The 17,358-nt window shown below is 65.4% G+C and carries 16 protein-coding genes; 4 read left to right on the top strand and 12 right to left on the bottom strand.

Features of this window, described 5'->3' with window-relative positions; all coding sequences use genetic code 11:
- Positions 1–99: 99 nt before the first annotated feature.
- Positions 100–648, top strand: coding sequence for a thioredoxin family protein (locus IEJ03_RS05630; RefSeq protein ID WP_192036694.1), 549 nt, complete (start codon positions 100–102; stop codon positions 646–648).
- Positions 649–724: 76 nt separating this feature from the next.
- On the opposite strand, the gene IEJ03_RS05625 is transcribed toward IEJ03_RS05630, so the two are convergent.
- From IEJ03_RS05625 to IEJ03_RS05585, 9 genes are all read right to left on the bottom strand, one after another.
- Entirely contained in the window at positions 725–1,201 is a 477-nt protein-coding gene (locus tag IEJ03_RS05625) for a YbhB/YbcL family Raf kinase inhibitor-like protein (protein WP_192036693.1), read from the bottom strand.
- A 212-nt stretch (positions 1,202–1,413) separates the two neighbouring features.
- Complete coding sequence (locus tag IEJ03_RS05620) at positions 1,414–1,695, bottom strand: hypothetical protein (RefSeq protein ID WP_192036692.1); 282 nt, start codon at positions 1,693–1,695, stop codon at positions 1,414–1,416.
- A 216-nt stretch (positions 1,696–1,911) separates the two neighbouring features.
- The gene (locus IEJ03_RS05615; protein WP_207116430.1) at positions 1,912–2,649 is read right to left on the bottom strand and encodes a hypothetical protein; all 738 of its coding nucleotides are present in this window, start codon (positions 2,647–2,649) and stop codon (positions 1,912–1,914) included.
- Between the two features lie 243 nt (positions 2,650–2,892).
- On the bottom strand, positions 2,893–3,189 hold the full coding sequence (locus IEJ03_RS05610; protein WP_347400997.1) for a VOC family protein: 297 nt from the start codon (positions 3,187–3,189) through the stop codon (positions 2,893–2,895).
- A 110-nt stretch (positions 3,190–3,299) separates the two neighbouring features.
- On the bottom strand, positions 3,300–3,695 hold the full coding sequence (locus IEJ03_RS05605; protein WP_192036690.1) for an MAPEG family protein: 396 nt from the start codon (positions 3,693–3,695) through the stop codon (positions 3,300–3,302).
- Between the two features lie 149 nt (positions 3,696–3,844).
- Positions 3,845–4,543 (bottom strand): TVP38/TMEM64 family protein, encoded by a 699-nt coding sequence (locus IEJ03_RS05600; protein ID WP_192036689.1) that lies wholly within the window; start codon positions 4,541–4,543, stop codon positions 3,845–3,847.
- 216 nt (positions 4,544–4,759) lie between these two features.
- Positions 4,760–6,247, bottom strand: a complete 1,488-nt coding sequence (locus tag IEJ03_RS05595) for a CoA-acylating methylmalonate-semialdehyde dehydrogenase (RefSeq protein WP_192036688.1) — start codon at positions 6,245–6,247, stop codon at positions 4,760–4,762.
- 86 nt (positions 6,248–6,333) lie between these two features.
- Positions 6,334–7,617 (bottom strand): Xaa-Pro peptidase family protein, encoded by a 1,284-nt coding sequence (locus IEJ03_RS05590; protein ID WP_192036687.1) that lies wholly within the window; start codon positions 7,615–7,617, stop codon positions 6,334–6,336.
- A 158-nt stretch (positions 7,618–7,775) separates the two neighbouring features.
- On the bottom strand, positions 7,776–8,657 hold the full coding sequence (locus IEJ03_RS05585) for a hypothetical protein (protein WP_192036686.1): 882 nt from the start codon (positions 8,655–8,657) through the stop codon (positions 7,776–7,778).
- Positions 8,658–8,766: 109 nt separating this feature from the next.
- Between IEJ03_RS05585 and IEJ03_RS05580 the strand changes: the two genes are divergently transcribed.
- The 3 genes from IEJ03_RS05580 (at position 8,767) to IEJ03_RS05570 (ending at position 10,726) form a co-directional block, all read left to right on the top strand.
- Entirely contained in the window at positions 8,767–9,660 is an 894-nt protein-coding gene (locus IEJ03_RS05580) for a LysR substrate-binding domain-containing protein (RefSeq protein WP_192036685.1), read from the top strand.
- Between the two features lie 79 nt (positions 9,661–9,739).
- Positions 9,740–10,198, top strand: coding sequence for a DUF488 family protein (locus IEJ03_RS05575; RefSeq protein WP_192036684.1), 459 nt, complete (start codon positions 9,740–9,742; stop codon positions 10,196–10,198).
- Positions 10,199–10,261: 63 nt separating this feature from the next.
- Complete coding sequence (locus IEJ03_RS05570) at positions 10,262–10,726, top strand: NAD(P)H-dependent oxidoreductase (RefSeq protein WP_192036683.1); 465 nt, start codon at positions 10,262–10,264, stop codon at positions 10,724–10,726.
- Between the two features lie 99 nt (positions 10,727–10,825).
- Here the strand turns inward: IEJ03_RS05570 and fadA are convergent, their stop codons facing one another.
- The 3 genes from fadA to ppc all read right to left on the bottom strand — a co-directional run bounded on the left by fadA (position 10,826) and on the right by ppc (position 17,306).
- On the bottom strand, positions 10,826–12,004 hold the full coding sequence (gene fadA / locus IEJ03_RS05565; RefSeq protein ID WP_192036682.1) for an acetyl-CoA C-acyltransferase FadA: 1,179 nt from the start codon (positions 12,002–12,004) through the stop codon (positions 10,826–10,828).
- Between the two features lie 27 nt (positions 12,005–12,031).
- A complete protein-coding gene (gene fadB, locus IEJ03_RS05560; RefSeq protein ID WP_192036681.1) occupies positions 12,032–14,248 on the bottom strand; it encodes a fatty acid oxidation complex subunit alpha FadB in 2,217 nt (738 codons plus the stop codon).
- A gap of 409 nt (positions 14,249–14,657) precedes the next feature.
- The gene (ppc, locus tag IEJ03_RS05555; protein WP_192036680.1) at positions 14,658–17,306 is read right to left on the bottom strand and encodes a phosphoenolpyruvate carboxylase; all 2,649 of its coding nucleotides are present in this window, start codon (positions 17,304–17,306) and stop codon (positions 14,658–14,660) included.
- Between the last annotated feature and the right edge of the window lie 52 nt (positions 17,307–17,358).

Genomic DNA, 17,358 nt, shown 5'->3' with positions numbered 1-17,358 from the left:
ATCAGCCATACGCGAGCCAGCGCGGCGATGAGTTTGCTACGCTGAAAGGATGGCTCAGTACCGCCTTTATTCATCCACGGATCAGGAGAGGGGATTGCCATGTCGCTCACCCCGTCAAAGATGGTCGCATTGGGCAGCCCTCTGCCCGCCTTTCACCTCAGAGATGCCCACGGCCAGCCGATCAGCAGTGAGCAGTTTCAGGACAGCCCCGTGCTGGTGGCCTTCCTCTGCAACCACTGCCCCTTCGTTAAGCACATCGCCTATGCGTTTTCCGACTTCGCTCAGGAGTATCACGACCACGGCCTCGAGATCGTCGCCATCAACAGCAACGATGCGATGGCACATCCTGACGACAGCCCCGAGCGCATGGTCGAGGAAGCCAGGCGGCGCGGCTATACCTTCCCCTATCTGGTCGACGAGACCCAGAAGGTGGCCCGCGCCTTCGGCGCCGCCTGCACGCCGGACTTCTTCCTCTACGACCGTGACCACCGGCTGGCCTACCGCGGCCAGTTCGACGCCAGTCGCCCCGGCCAGGACCTGCCGGTGACCGGCAAGGACCTGCGGGCCGCCGCCGATGCGGTGCTCTCGGGCGAGGCCCCGGACCCGGATCAGCGGCCGGCGATTGGCTGCAACATCAAGTGGAAATAGACAGCCGTGGCGCGTGCGGTGACGCCTGCACCACGGCTCATGGGGAGGGACCGCCCTGACGGACGGGGCAAGCCATTCAGTCGCGGCGGTAGGTACCAACCAGGCGGTTCATGCCCAGCAGGTGCGGTTCAAGCTCCGTGAGAAGCTCCGGCAGGGTCAGACCCTCGGGCAGCTCGGTCGGCGCATCCAGCGCCAGCACCCAGAAGTAGTACAGGTGCACGCCATGGCCTTCCGGCGGCATGGGCCCGCCGTAGCCGATGTTGCCGGTATCGTTGACACCACGGGTACCCACCGTGGTGGCCTCCCCCAGGGACGTCGTGTCGGCCGGCAGGTTGTAGAGCAGCCAGTGCACGAAGCCGTAGCTGCCGTTCTGGACCAGCGGTGCGTCCGGGTCATGGCAGATCACCGCGAACGCCTTGGTGCCTTCAGGCGCGTCCGTCCATTCAAGAGCCGGAGACACGTTCTCCCCTTCCCCGGTATGTTTGGCGGGAATTGCCCCGTGGGCGGCGAAAGCAGAACTGGTAAGCTGCATGCTCGAGGGTGCAAAGGCCATGAGGACAACCTCCTGTCGGATGGATATCAAGGAAAACGGCATCAGACGCCATCGATCACGCGACGGCGCTGCATGAGGAAATGATGGTCGAGGGCGCGTTATTCAACCCGTAGCACAACGCCGAGACGCTACCCAGCCAAGACGCCCCAGCGGAACCTGACCCCGGCCCATCCATCCGACCCAGCCACCCGAAGCCCCCAGACATCGCCGCATCAGGGCGTGAACTCACCGAGCATCCGCATGGTGTCGACCTTCAGGCGGTCCTCTTCCATGGCCTGCTTGGCCTCGTCGGAGGCCATGAAGGACTGGAAGCGCGCCATGTCCGGCACCTCCAGAATCAGCCCTACAGAGTTCGGGTGCTCGGGGTTCTTGAAGGTGCGAGCGCTGACACCGATCTGGGCGAACATCTCGTGCCGGCTGCCCGGCCCTTTCTTCCAGGCCTTCGCCCAGCATTCGCCATCTTCGACTTCGTGAAACACGATCAGCGTTGTCATCTGCCTTCCTCTATTGTGTGAGCGCCATTATCGGCACGTGCAGGCACTTGGCCGCCGCGGCGACCCTTCGCGTCACGCTCACCAATGCAGGCGCCATGACACCAGCCATGGTCGCCGAGCCTCACTCAAGAATAGATCGCCCCGCCCTTCGACGCCTTGGCATCAGGTCAGCAGGCCGCAGTGGACGCCTTCACGAGGTTGTCAGGGATCATGAAACTAATGTAGACGGCGCTCGCACTCATCCAGCGCATCCGGGCCCGTAATCGGCTCGCTAAAGAGACAACGATCGGTTTCGACCAGCTCCCCGTCACTCAGCATGATGACGCGCACAATCTGCCGCCTAGCGTCGGGCACCAACAGCTGCATGCGCCCATCGATCATCGAGGGCCTGGAAAGATCCAGCTCTGGGGAGCCATAGACATGATTTGAGAACCCGCTCAGCGAGTCGATCTCTACCAAGCGCTCACCGCTATGTCGGTAGACCCTCAGCACGCCGCCTATGTGGGGTGTCGTTACCGCGGCTATCTCTGCCTCACCCTCGCCACTCAGGTCGGCGACACCGACCGGGTTAAGCCAACGGTTCGTCATACCGATCGGGGCCGACTGCGCCACTATCGCCAGCCGAGATCCATCCAGGCCGACCAGCGCCAGCCGCGACCCGCTGTCTCGCGAACTGACAATGACCAGCAATGCCGCGGGCGCCTGATCCGCCAATTGCACGAGGCGCGGGGCCAGGTCTTCGAACACCTCCTCCATGGGCAACTCCAGCACCACTTCTCGCCCAGTGTCGGTAGTCGCTACCAAACGCGCGTATTCATGGGGCCGGCCAAGGGCATAATGCCCGTAGCGTGCGACCGGCTCGGCATAGCTGGCAGCAATGATCTGCTCCGCACGAACGGAAGGCGCGACCAGCACCATAAGAGCAAACAACGCGAGAGCGTAACGGATCATCATCCTGATCCCCTGAAGCTGTTCAACGCTTAAGCGCCCCTGACCTGACGTCCTGGCGCGTCGATTCACGGCGCCCCCTCCTTTACAGGCGGGCAGCACTCGGGGCGCGGCCCGTAGCGAAATGCCTTAGGAAACATCATCGCTTGGGCCGATCCAGCAGAAGGGGTTGTAGGCTACCTCCCACAGGTGGCCGTCGGGGTCGGCGAAGTAGCCGGAATAGCCGCCCCAGAAGACCTTCTGGGCAGGCTAGATGAGGGTGGCGCCGGCGGCAACTGCCTGGGCGAGAAGCTCATCGACCTCCACCTCGGAGGCCAGGTTGTGAGCCAAGGCGACGCCACGAAAACCGCTCCCCTCGGCCGGCACGCCGGCGTCCTCGGCGAGGGCCTCGCGGCCATACAGGCCAAGCCAACTGCCGTTGAGGGGAAAGAAGGCGACCTCAGGGGGCGAAGCCATCCGCGGCAGGCCGAGGCCCTGCTCATAGAAGCGGACCGAGCTTGCCAGATCGCGAACGCCCAGAGTGATCATGCTGATTCGAGGGGTCATGGCGGCCTCCTCCTCTAGTAGACGATCATCATCTCGCAACCCCAGGGCGAACAGCTCGATCCGCGCGAATGATGGTGCAGGCTCGAGCGACTCGGCCATTCAGCTCAAGGTCAGCTCAGAGTCGCCGCTCGCCAGACGATATAGCCACAGCACAGCATGCCCAGAGCGTAGACGCCGGACCGCCACCAGGCGAGGTTAAAGACGTAAAGCAGCGGATGAAGCAGCCGGCACACAAGGAACAGCCACGCCGCCGGTGTCAGGCTTTCCAGCTCGACGCCTGCCGCCAGGGCAATCACACAAGTCGCGGTAAACACGCCCAGCGACTCCCAGGCGTTGGCCTGCGCCGCCTGGACTCGGGCCCCGGCGCCGGTCAGGCGGGCCTGCTGCGCCCGGGGATGCCGGTTGTCCAGCGTGCCCAGCTGGCGAATCCGATAGGCCGCGCCTGCCCAGGCCAGCAGGATCGGCAGCAGCGAAACGGCGAACAGCACGTAGAGAATGACGGGCATGGAGAACTTCCTTGTGTGACGGCAGACGATGGCCGCGATGATAGCCGGCCCTCACCATGGCCTGCCGCGCTCTCGTTAAGCGCGACGCGGTGAAATGCGAGATCCTGGCCAGGCCCGAACACGGTGAAGGCAGCCGGTGCCCTGCGCCATCACCGAGGGTGTCGCAGGTGGTGGATAAGCTCCCGCCAACGCCTGGGCAAGGGCACCCAGCCCGCATCCACCAGCGCCGGCAGGGTCAGCAGCAGCCCCAGAAAGAGGATACCGCCGATCATCGCCCAGGCGCTGTCACGGGCGAGGCCGGTCCCGGCCATCACGTAGAGAAGTGTCATGGGCGACATGCCCAGGGCGCTGGCGAGCAGGAACCGCCATGTCGAGAGGGCGGTAAGCCCGGCGGCATAGCTGATCAGGGCGAAGGACATCACCGGTATAAGCCGTGCGACCACCACCATGCCGAAGAGCAGCGGCTCAGGGCAGAGAGGAAACAGCGCGAGGTGGCCATGGAAGTACCGCTCGATCAGCGGCTGCCCCAGCAGGCGAGCGATCCAGAAGCTGATACAGGCCCCCGCCAGGGCGCCCACCATGCTGAGCAGAAAGGCCAGCAGCGGGTCGTAGAGCATGCCCGCCGCCAGGCTGCCCACCATGGTCGGAATCGGCCCGACCACCACCGACAGCGCGATCACCCCGGCCAGCATCGGCGGCCCCCAGAGCCCCAGCTCCTCGCTTAGCCGCTCGAGTCGGGCCACCTGGAAGAACCCCATCTGGTACAGCCACACGCCAAGGGTGACGAGCAGCGCCAGTGCCAACGCTGCTAACAGGGCTGCCCACCTGCGCTTCGGATCTCCCGTCATTGTCGCTCCCCGACACCAGGCTGTCTGCGCCCCGAGGGCATCATCGGGGACACCATACCTGAAGTGTAGCGCCCCCCGCGAGATCACCGTGCCGAGCTCCCTGACCGGCAAGCCGTCTCGTGGACGCGGACATCACGCCGTACCCGCCCACCAAAACGCCCGCCCCGGCAGGCCGGGGCGGGCGTGATTCCAGCCACTATCAGCCGGTCAGGTCGCTCAGGAGGGGAAGCTGAACTGGGCGCTCTCCTGGGCACTGCGCTTGGGCCAGCGCTGGGAGACCGACTTGCGGCGGGTATAGAAGCGCACCGCATCCGGGCCGTAGGCGTGCAGGTCGCCGAATAGCGAGTCCTTCCAGCCGCCGAAGCTGTGGAAGGCCACAGGCACCGGCAGCGGCACGTTGATGCCGACCATGCCGACCTCGATGGCATCACTGAAGCGGCGCCCGGCCTCGCCATCGCGGGTAAACACGCAGGTGCCGTTGCCGTACTGGTGGGCATTGATCAGGGCGATGGCTTCTTCGAAGGTCTCGACGCGCACCACGCACAGCACCGGGCCGAAGATCTCGTCTCGGTAGATGCTCATTTCTGGGGTGACCCGGTCGAACAGGGTCGCGCCGAGGAAGTAGCCCTTTGATCCCTCGACCAGCGGGTGCTGGCGGCCATCGACCACCAGCTCGGCGCCGGCGGCCGCGCCCTGCTCGATGTAACCGGCGACCTTGTCGCGCTGACCGGCGTTGATCAGCGCGCCCATGTCGAGGCCCTTCTCGGTGCCCGGGCCGATCTTGAGCTCGCGGGCCTGAGCGGCCAGGCGCTCGACCAGGGCGTCGGCGGTGTCATCACCCACGCACACGGCCACCGAGATCGCCATGCAGCGCTCGCCGGCACTGCCGTAGGCGGCGCCGATCAGGGTGCTGGCGGCGTTGTCCAGATCCGCATCCGGCAGCACGACGGCATGGTTCTTGGCCCCGCCGAGGGCCTGCACGCGCTTGCCCTGCCGAGTGCCGCCCTCGTAGATCTTGCGCGCCACCGGGGTGGAGCCGACGAAGCTCAGTGCCTTCACCTCAGGTGCCTCGATCAGCGCGTCGACGGCTTCGCGATCGCCGTGCACCACGCTGAAGAGTCCCCTGGGCAGGCCGGCCTCGTCGAGCAGTTCGGCCATCTTCACGGCAGCCGACGGCGCCTGTTCGGAGGGCTTCAAGATGAAAGCATTGCCGCAGGCCAGCGCCATCGGGTACATCCACAGCGGCACCATGGCCGGAAAGTTGAAGGGCGTGATGCCGGCGACGATGCCCAGAGGCTGGTGGTTCGACCAGGTATCGATGCCGGGGCCTGCATTGTGGGAATACTCGCCCTTCAAGAGCTCCGGCACGCCACAGGCGTACTCGACGTTCTCGATGCCGCGCTTGAGCTCACCCATGGCGTCTTCCAGCACCTTGCCGTGCTCCTCGCTGACCAACGCGCAGATCTCGTCGGCGTCACGCTCGAGCAGGGTCTTGAAGCGGTACATCACCTGGGCGCGCTTGGCCGGCGGCATATCGCGCCAGGCGGGCTGGGCTTCTCGGGCGGCTTCGATGGCGCGCCCGACGGTGGCACCGTCGGCCATGGCCAGGCGACGCACCGGCTCGGCGGTGGCCGGGTTCAATACCTCGATGGTGCGCTCGGCGCTGACGGCTTCACCGGCGATAAGGTGGTTCAGGGTATGCATCTGGGGATGACTCCAACCTTGGGTCGTGTTCTCGGGATCGGGTAAGGCGCGCCGCTCGCCCCGTGGGAAAAGCGACGCAAGTTTGATCAGACCTGGCGGCCGAGCAGGGCCTCGTCGAACGGATAGCGCGAGAGCTTCTCGATGCCGGTCTCGGTGACCAGCACTTCTTCCTCGAGCTTGACGCCGTCGGCGCCGCCGACCTCGCCGATGTAGCTCTCCACCGAGACCACCATGCCGGGCTCGAGGATGCCGTCCTTCGAGAAGCGGTCGAAGTCCATGTGGTGGGCGACCAGCGGCGTCTCGCCGTGCATGCCGACGCCGTGGATGATCGACGGATAGCGGCGGTCGAGGAAGCGCTCGGGAATCTTCCAGGCATTTTCTGCGATCTCGCGATAGCTCATGCCCGGCCTGAGAATCCCCATGTTGTGGTGCACCTGGTCATAGGCCATCTGGTAGAGGCTCTGCTGGTAGCCACTGGGGCGACCCGGCCCGACATGGAAGGTGCGCGAGAAGTCGGAGTAGTAGCCGTGGCAGCCGATGGTGTCGGTGTCCAGCGCGATCAGCTCACCCGGGCGCACCACCCGGTCGCTTGCCTCGTTGAACCAGGGGTTGGTGCGCGGGCCGGAGGACAAGAGCCGCGTCTCGATGAACTCCCCGCCCTGCTTGATGACGTTACCGTAGAGGGTCGCAAACAGCTCGGTCTCGCTGATGCCCGGCTTGATAGCGGCTTCCACTTCCGCCACTGCGGCCTCTGAACCTGCCATCGACTGGGCCAGGCAGGCGATCTCTTCCGGGGTCTTGATGCGACGGCAATGCAGGGTGTCCTGCATGCAGTCGAAGACCTCGAGGCCCTGGGCCTCCAGCGAGCGGGCCAGGTTCAGCGCGCAGCGGTCAAGGCCGATCTTCTTGTTGCCGCGGCCATGTTCCTCCATCAGTTCGGCGATCTCGATGCCGAAGGGGTCGGACGACATGTTGTCGCGCTGGTTCACCGCCGACCACACCACCTTGGAAGTGCGCGATTCATCGATGGTCTCGAGCCAGGTCGAGACGTGGGCGCTGCCCGGGTACTCGAAGAGGATCACCGGGCCCTCGAGCGGCACATAGATGTAGCGGGTGGAGTTGCGCAGGAAATAGCCGAACATATTGCGCGAGCCGGTGGCATAGCGCTGGTTATAGGGATCGAACAGCACCACGGCGGCGTAGCCCTGTTCGGCCATCATCTGACGCAGGCGCTTGAGGCGCCCGGCCCGCAGCTGCACCGGGTCGAAGGCGGTGGGAATGCTGTCGCCGTTGGCCATCGGAGCGGAGGGCACCACCGGAATGGAGGCGGGTTCGTTATCGGTCAGGTTGTCGAAGTCGACGATGCTCATGGCGTCTCTCTTTTAAAGAAATGATGGTCTGTAGCTGAACTAGGCGTCGGCGAGCGATGGTCAGACAAGGCGGAAATCGGCGATAAAGCGGAGTTTACATCGTGGTAAATGAGCAATTTGAGCCGATTTTTAACGCCGTATGACCGAGCGCAGCCAGGCTAGTCGGCCAGGCTGTCACTGCGCTGCATGCCTTCCTCGAGCAGGCACTCGTGCACCGGCGCCATGCGCCCGAAGATGCGCTTCGCACGCTCGGGGCGGCCGATGAAACCCGGCTCCTTGGCATAGGCGAAGATCACGGTGTGACGCTCGCGATCGCCCTCTACCGGGGTCACCCGGTGCAGCGAATAGCGGCCGAAGAACACCTGCAGATCACCCGGCTGAAGATCGAGAGACTTGAGCCGCGAGCGGTCGCCGTCGATGACCTGCTCGACCTCGTCGAAGTTCTCGCCTTCGGGGCTCCTGATGCCCGGGGCGTATTCGAAGCGCCCGCCGCCGTGGGACTGGCGAGTCATCATGGTGACGATGAATTCGTTGGTGTCGTAGTGCCAGGGATGCTGGCAGCCCTCCCGCAGCACATTGACGACCAGGTCGGCCAGGGGGTCGGCATACTGATGGATCTCGTCCATGTCCACCACGCTTGCGATGAACTGCTGGAAACCGGGGTCTGAATAGACCTGGCGAATGATGGTATCGCTGTCGATGCGGTCACCGGCGACGAAGCCGTTGGTGCGATCGTCGAAGCGGTTCTTGGGGTGGCTGGCCGGCAGGCTCGGGTCGGCATCGCTGTTATAGGGGTTGGTCTCGGTCTGGTTGTAGTGAGCTTCCGGCGACAGCCGCTCGGTCTCGCGCTCGAGCCGCGCCAGAGCCTCATCGGGCACGAACCCCTTGAGCACCACGCAGCCGTCCTGACCCAGCTGCTCACGGCATTCGGCGATCAATTCGCGCCCCCGCTCGCCGTCCAGCCGGTCGATGGGATAACGCTCGAGATCGATCAGACCATAGAGTGCGGTATCGTCTTCCTGCATGGCGGTGCCTTGCATGAGGGGTTGCTCCTGACTTGTTCCAATAACGTATGGACAGGGTAGTGAGGCGAGTTTAATAATAGAAATGAATGGTTAAGATAAAATGCATTGCAGGGGCTCATAGATCATGGATACCGACCTGCTCCGTGCCTTCGTCACGGTAGCCGAATGCGAGGGCTTCAGTGCCGCCGGCAAGGTGCTGCATCGCACCCAGTCGGCCGTCAGCCTGCAGATCAAGCGGCTCGAGGATCAGATGGGCGAATCACTGTTCGAACGCACCAGCCGCAGCGTGGTACTCACCGCTCCGGGAGGTCGCTTGCTGCCCTATGCCCGTCATATCCTCAAGCTGGAGGACGAGGCGCGCCGGGTAATGGGGGTGGATCGCCAGGGCGAGCTGATTCGGCTGGGCACCTCGGAGGAGCAGGCCAGCACCTACCTGCCCGAGTTGCTGCCCCGCTTCGCCGCCCGCTTCCCCGAGGTGCGCCTCGAGGTCATCTGCAGCATCAGTGGCTCGCTGGTGCATGACTTTCAGGAGGGTCTGCTGGACGCCGCTCTGGTGGTGCGCCACAGTCCGACACAGACCGGCCGGCTGCTGGGCCGCGAGCCGCTGGTGTGGGTGGTGGCAGAGGATTGCTCGCTTGATGACTGGGACGCCCTGCCGCTGGCCCTGAACCCGGAGGGCTGCACCTTCCGCGCCCATGCTTTCGCGGCGCTGGGCGCGACCGAGCGACGCTGGGACGTGCGCTACTCCAGCCAGTCGCCCACCGGCATCAACCTGCCGGTGCAGGCGGGCCTGGCGGCGACCGTCAAGACGCCGCGCAGTGTCCCCGAAGGCTGCCGCATCGTCGGCGACGACGAGGGCCTGCCCCCGCTTGGGCATGTGGAGATCGAGCTGCATCGCACCCCGGGGCACACGAGCGATGCCTTCACCGCCTTCTGCGACGAGCTGGAGGCCATCGTCACCGGCACCGACTCGCTGGAATCGCTCGAGTATGTGGCAGGGGAAGGAGGGGCTGGCTAGTCTTTCCTATGACTTGCCTATGACCTGGCCATGCTTGACGATGTATGGCCTTCCTGGCCACCGACAGGAGTGGTTTACCATGCGCCATGACATTCAGCTGAAGCGCATCTATGCCGAGCCGGAGGCCGACGACGGCGCGCGGGTGCTGGTGGATCGCCTCTGGCCGCGGGGCAAGCGCCGCGACACCCTGGCACTGACCGACTGGTACCGGGATGCCTCGCCCTCCAATGGCCTGCGCCGTGACTGGCACCAGGGCCGCATTAGCCATGCGGTCTTCACTCGCCGCTATCGTTGGGAGATGGCGGATGCCGAGGACTGCCTGCTGCCGCTGATGCGCCTGGCCCGCCAGGGCCGGCTGACCCTGCTGTCCGCGGCTCGCGACCTGGAGCAGTCCCAGCTGCCGATCCTGCGCGAGGCGCTGCTCGAAGCACTTGACGAGGAAGACCAGGAGGCCGAGGGCACGGCCCTCAGCTCCCCACCCTGCTACGCGGCGTCGCTGCCGACCGATCATGCGGCCGAGCCCCCGTCCAACGCCTGAGCCTGCGACCGCCCACCCACGTGTCCCTGGCCCGACGGCTCGCCGACTGGCACCCTGCCCCTCATGACCAAACGACTGCTGATCGTGGCCCATGCACCCTCCCCCAATACCCGGCGCCTACGCGAGGCCGCCGCATGTGGCGCGCGCCACCCGGACCTCGAGGACATCGAGGTGATCGTCAAGGCGCCCCTCGACGCCGGCCCCGACGATATTCGCGCCTGCGATGCCCTGCTGCTCGGTACCCCCGAGAACCTCGGCTACATGAGCGGCGCCTTGAAGGATTTCTTCGATCGTAGCTACTACCCCGTGCTGGAGGAGAAGCAGGGGCTGCCCTGCGCACTCTATGTGCGCGCCGGCTATGACGGCACCGGCACCCGCCGAGCCGTGGAGTCGATCGTCACCGGGCTGCGCTGGCGGTGGGTACAGGAGCCGCTGATGCTGCGGGGCGACTGGCAGGACGGCTTCGCCGACCAGGTCGAGGAACTGGGGCTCTACCTCGCGGCCGGACTCGACGCCGGCATTCTCTGAGCCTACTTCACCACCATGAAAAACGGCACCCCTAAGGGTGCCGTTCTTCGTTCAGGGCCTGATGGCGAGAGGCCAGCCCGAGCGCTGCTGGTATTTCCGCTACTTCAACCGCTCGAAGATGGTCGCCACGCCCTGGCCCATGCCGATACACATGGTGGCGAGCCCCAGGCGGGTGTCCTGCTGTTCCATCACGTTGAGCAGGGTGGTACAGATCCGCGACCCTGAGCAGCCCAGCGGGTGGCCCAGGGCAATGGCGCCGCCGTTCAGGTTGACCACCTCGTCCATGCGATCGTACAGGCCGAGATCCTTGAGCACCGGCAGCGACTGGGCGGCGAAGGCCTCGTTTAGCTCGACGGTCTGGATGTCGTCGATGGTCAGGCCAGCGGCCTTGAGCGCCTTCTTGGTCGCCGGCACCGGGCCATAGCCCATGATCGAGGCATCGCAGCCGGCCACGCCGGTGGACAGTACCCGGGCGATCGGCTCGAGGCCCAGCGCCTGGGCGCGCTCGTAGCTCATCACCGCCATGCCGCTGGCACCCACCGACAGCGCCGAGGAGGTCCCGGCGGTGACGGTGCCGTGGCGCGGGTCGAAGACCGGCTTCAGGGCGCCCATCGATTCGAGGCTGGCCTCACCGCGGATCACCTCATCACGGTCCACCCGCACCTTGAAGCCTTGGGCGTTGTGGCCCTCTACGCCGATGATCTCGTTGTCGAAGCGCCCGGCATCGCTGGCCGCCTGAGCACGCTGGTGGGAGCGCACCCCGAAGGCGTCCTGCTGCTCACGGCCGATGTTATGCATCTTGCCCAGCAGTTCGGCGGTCAGGCCCATCATCATCGCCGCCTTGGCGGCATGCTTGCTGGTGGCCGGGTTGACGTCGACGCCGTGCGTCATCGGCACGTGCTCCATGTGCTCGACGCCGCCGATGATGTAGAAGTCCCCCATGCCGGCCTTGATGTTGGCGCTGGCGATATGCAGCGCACTCATCGAGGAGCCGCACAGCCGGTTGACGGTCTGGGCCGGCACACTGCGCGGGATGCCGGTCATGATCGCTGCGTTGCGGGCGATGTTCATGGCCTGCTCGAGGGTCTGGTTGACGCAGCCCCAGATCACGTCATCGACCTCGTTGGGGTTGAGCCCCGGGTTGCGATCGAACAGCGCCTGCATCACCGACGCCGACAGGTTCTCGGCGCGCACGTGGCGGAAAGCGCCGTGCTTGGCCTTGGCCATGGCGGTACGCACGCCGTCGACCACCACGATATCTCTCGGATTCAAACTCATCTGACAACCTCTCCTGTACGTGGTGGCTCAGGCCGGCTTATGGCTGGAATTAGCGCTGGACGTCGCGGCATCGGAATAGAAGCGCTCGCCGGCCTTGGCCATGGCGCGCAGCTTGTCGGTGGGGGCGTAGAGCGGCCCCAGTTCCTCGGTCAGACGCTCGGCCTGGGCGACGAAGGCGTCCAGGCCCATGGCGTCGATGTAGCGCAGCGCGCCGCCCCGGAACGGCGGGAAGCCGATGCCATAGATCAGCGCCATGTCGGCTTCGGCCGGGGTGGCGACGATGTCGTCTTCCAGGCAGCGCACGGTCTCCAGACACAGCGGCACCATCATGCGGGCGATGATCTCCTCGTCGGAGAAGTCCTTGGTTCCCGTCGCGACGTCATTGACCAGGGACAGCGCCGCCTCGTCCTCGACCTTCTTCGGCTTGCCCTTCTTGTCTTCCTCGTAGGCGTAGAAGCCCTTGGCGTTCTTCTGGCCCAGGCGCTCGGCCTCGTACATCGCCTGAATGGCGGCTTTCCCGCCATTCTTTCCTCCCTGAGCCATGCGGTCCGGGAAACCTTCGGCCATCACGGCATTGGCGTGCACCGCGGTGTCCATGCCCACCACATCGAGCAGATAGGCGGGGCCCATCGGCCAGCCGAACGTCTCCATGACCTTGTCGATCCGGCGGAAGTCGGCGCCCTGCTCGACCAGCAGGCTGAAGCCACCGAAGTAGGGAAAGAGCACGCGGTTGACCAGGAACCCCGGGCAGTCGTTGACCACGATCGGCGTCTTGCCCATGGCGCGGGCGTAGGCCACGGTGGCGGCCACGGCGGCGTCAGAGGTCTTCTCGCCGCGGATCACCTCGACCAGCGGCATGCGATGCACGGGGTTGAAGAAGTGCATGCCGCAGAAGTTCTCGGGACGCTTGAGGTTCTCGGCCAGGCGAGTGATGGAGATGGTCGAGGTGTTAGAGGTGAGGATGGTGTCCTCGCCGACTTGCCCTTCCACCTCGGTGAGCACCGCATCCTTGATCTTGGGGTTCTCGACCACCGCCTCGACCACCAGATCGACGTGGCCGAAGTCGCCGTAGGACAGCGTCGGGCGAATGTTGGTGAGCTTCTCGGCCATCGTCTCGGTGGTCAGTTTCTTGCGCTCGACCTGCTTGGTGAACAGCTTGCGCGCCTCCTTGAGGCCAAGCTCGATGGCGTCGTCCTTGATGTCCTTCATCAGGATCGGCGTGCCCTTGGAGGCGCTCTGGTAGGCGATGCCGCCGCCCATGATGCCGGCCCCCAGCACGGCGGTCTGATTGACCGGTCGCGCCTGCCTGGCGTATTGGCTGCCCTTCTTCTTGACCACCTGGTCATTCATGAAGAGCCCGACCAGGTTGTAGCAGACATCGGTCAGCGCCAGCTTGGCAAAGGCCTTGGCCTCGATGGCCTGGCAGCGCTCCCGCCCTTCGCCGGCGCCCTTCTGGATCACCTTGATGGCCTCGATGGGCGCCGGATAGTGCGGGCCCGCCTTGCCGGCCACATAGCCCTTGGCGGTCTCGAAGGCCATCATCTGCTCGATGGCATCGAGCCTGAGCGGCGAGGTCTTCTCGACACGCCAAGCCCGGTAATCGAGCTCGCCGGCATGGGCGCGGGCCAGGATATCCCGGGCGGCGGCCGCTAGGCGCTCGCCGGGCACCACCGCATCCACGGCGCCGACCTTGAGGGCGGCGTCGGCGCGGTGCTCGGTGCCGCCGGCAATCCATTCGATGGCGTTATCGGCACCGATCAGCCGCGGCAGGCGCACGCAACCGCCCCAGCCGGGCAGGATGCCGAGCTTGGTCTCGGGCAGGCCGATCTTGGCGCTGTCGGCCATGACGCGAAAATCGGTGGTCAGGGTGACTTCGAAGCCGCCGCCCAGCGCCAGGCCGTTGATGGCGGTGACGGTGGGGAACGGCAGATCCTCGATGGCATTGAAGATGTCATGCACCTTCAGGTTCATCTCGACCAGGTAGTCCTCACCCTTCTGGAAGAGGCCATGGAACTCGGTGATGTCGGCGCCGACGATGAAGGCGTCCTTGCGGCTTTCGATCACCAGACCGCACAGGCCATGGGTCGCCGCAATGGCCTCGACCGCCTCGCCAAGCTCGGTGACCACCGCGCTGGACAGCGTGTTGACCGACTCACCCTCCAGATCGAAGGTGAGGGTGGCGATGGATTCGCCCCCGGTATTGGTGTCACTCGCCACCGCAATGGCCTTGCCTTGATAGATCATCCACGAATCTCCACACAGGGTTGGATGCCGGTGCCCGACTGCATTTTCATACGGCCGTTTGATTACTGATCAGCTTGCGCCAGCCGCCACACAGCGTCAAGCCCCACTCTCTTAGTGAAAGGTACTATAGGCACGGATCAGGATTCAGGGATTCGAGCTGCCGTGGCCGGGATATCAGGAAAAGCGACATGACAAGACGAGATCCCAGAGCTCCCCGACATGACGCATGAGTCGAGCGGCCATAGGAAGGTGAGAGGGATGGAAAGGAAGCAAGGAAGAAGGGAAGAAAGGACAAAGTGACGCTGTGACGAAGGTTCATCCGGGCCGCCTAGCGGTGCGAGTGGATTCGCACCGCCAGGCTTGCGAAGGCGTCGGATAAACCGCCGACCGAGAACTCCCAGGCAAGGATTTACCCCGTGTTGCGAAGCCCCGCGGAAATGCCCGCCATGGTCACCATCAAGGCACGGGTCAGCGACGGGCTGATGGCGCCATCGGCATCCCGGTTACGCTGCAAGAGCTCGGCCTGCAGGCCATGCAGCGGGTCGATATAGGGATTACGCACCTCGATGGCCTGGTGAATCAGCGGCGTGTTCTCCAGAAGCTCCTGCTGGTCGAGGATATCGAGCAGCGCCGCCTGCAGTTTCGTGAAGCGACCGCGCAGTTCTGCGCCCAGTTCCAGCAGCCCCGGCTCGTCGACCAGCCGCCGCTCGTAGTAGGCGGCGATGTCGATATCGGCCTTGGCGGACAGCATCTCCAGCATGTCCAGATAGGTGCCGAAGAAGGGCCAGCGGCTACGCATTTCCTGCAACCGCTCGAGGCCTCCGGGCTCGGCCAAGCGCTGGACGAAGGCCTCGCCGCTGCCTAACCAGGCCGGCAGCATCAGGCGGGTCTGGGTCCAGGCGAATATCCAGGGGATGGCGCGCAGGGTCTCGACGCCGCCGTCCTGGCGTCGCTTGGTGGGTCGCGAGCCCAGCGGCAGCCGCCCCAAGGACCCTTCCGGCGTCACCGCGCGGAAATAGGGCACGAAGTCCGAATTCTCGCGCACTACGCCCACATAGGCCTTATGAGCCACCTCGGCGAGGTGATCCATCTCCTCCCGCCAGGCGGGTTCGGGAGACGGCGGCGGCAGCAGCGTCGCCTCGAGCACCGCGCAGGCATAGATCTCCATCGAGCGCAGGGCGATGTCCGGCTGACCGAACTTGAAGCGGATCATCTCCCCCTGCTCGGTGACCCGCAGACTGCCATTCACCGAGCCCGGCGGCTGGGAGAGGATCGCCGCGTGCGCCGGACCGCCCCCGCGGCCCACGGTGCCACCGCGACCATGGAAGAGCGTGAGATCCACCCCACGGCGTTTGCAGACCTCGACCAGGGTCTCCTGGGCCCGATACTGGGCCCAGGCGGCGGCCAGCTGGCCGGCGTCCTTGGCCGAATCGGAGTAACCGATCATCACCTCCTGCTCGTCGCCGGCCAGGCGGCGATAGCCCGGCAGCGCCAGCAGCCGGTCGATGACGTCACCGGCCCGGTTGAGGTCATCCAGGGTCTCGAACAGGGGCGCGATGGGCAGGGCCACGTCGCCGCCGACCTCCTTCATCAGCAGCGCCACCGCCAGCACATCGGACGGCTGACCGGCCATGGAGATGATGTAGGTCCCGAGCGCCTCGCGCTGCTCGGAGGCGATCACCCGGAAGGTGTCGATGACCTCGCGGGTCTCGCCGGAGCACTCCCAGCGCCGCGGGATCAGGGGCCGACGGGACTCAAGCTCACCGAGCAGGAAATCCTGGCGCTGCTCTTCATCCCAGTCCTGATAGTGGCCGAGGCCCAGGTAGTCGGTCAGCTCGTCGAACACCTGGCTATGGCGGGTCGATTCCTGACGCAGATCCAGCTTGGTCAGGGTGACGCCGAACACGGCGACCCGGCGCAGGGTGTCGAGCAGCACGCCGTTGGCGATGGTATCCAGGCCGACATCGCACAACGAGCGGTAGCAGGCCAGCAGCGGCGCATAAAGCTGATCGCGATGTTCGATGATCGGCCCGCCCTCGTGGGGCTCGCCGTCGAGGCCGGCCTTGGCCCAGTCGCGGGTGGCCTCGACCTTAGCGGTAAGGCGCTTGAGCAGTTCCCGATAGGGCTCCGGGGCATCACCGACCTCGGCGCGCAGGGCGCTGTTGGCCTTCCACATCGACAGCTCGGCCTTGAGCTGGTCGAGATCGCGCAGATACAGATCCGCGGCCATCCAGCGACCCAGCAGCAGGACCTCGCGGGTGACCTTGGCGGTGACATTGGGGTTGCCGTCGCGATCGCCGCCCATCCATGAAGCGAAGCGCAGCGGCGCGGCATCCAGCGGCAGGCGCTCGCCGGCGGCGTCGAGCAGCAGGCTGTCGAGGTCGCGGTGGAAATCGGGCACCGCCTGCCACAGCGAGTTCTCGATCACCGCGAAGCCCCACTTGGCCTCGTCGACCGGAGTAGGACGCTCGTGACGGATCTCGTCGGTATGCCAGGCCTGGCTGATCAGCTCTTCCAGCCGGCCATGGACCCGCGACACCTTCTCCGGCGAGTCGACGGTCGACTCGAGCCCGGTCAGGCAGTCGTCGATGGCGTCGTATTTCTGGATCAGGGTGCGGCGAATGACCTCGGTAGGATGGGCCGTCAGCACCAGTTCGACCCGCATGCTGGCCAGCGACTCGACCAGCTCGCGGGGCGAGTGGCCGGCCTTGCGTGCCCGGGCGATCAGCTCGCCAAGCTCGGGTTGGGAGCCCGGCTTGTAGTCCTCGACACGGCGAAAGCGCGCCCGGTAGTGCTGCTCGGCGATATTGGCGAGATTGAGGAACTGGTTGAAGGCCCGAGTGACCGGCAAGAGATCGCGATCCGGCAGCCGACGCAGGTATTCGATCAGCTCGCGGCGCCCTTCGGGATCGCCCTGCCGGCCGCGCTTGGCCAGGCCGCGGATGGACTCGATCTTGTCGACGAAGCCCTCGCCCAGATCATCGGCGATGGTTCGCCCCAGGCTATCGCCCAGCACACGGACATTTTCTCGCAAAGATTCATGCAGATCGTCGCTCACAGACATCCCTCCTGTCGGCTATTGGAATTGTTGACCCGCTACTGCAATGGCG

Source organism: Halomonas sp. YLGW01 (genome assembly GCF_014840935.1).
GTDB lineage: Bacteria > Pseudomonadota > Gammaproteobacteria > Pseudomonadales > Halomonadaceae > Onishia.
The sequence above is the reverse complement of the archived record's forward strand: the minus strand, read 5'-3'. Positions and strand labels throughout refer to the sequence as shown.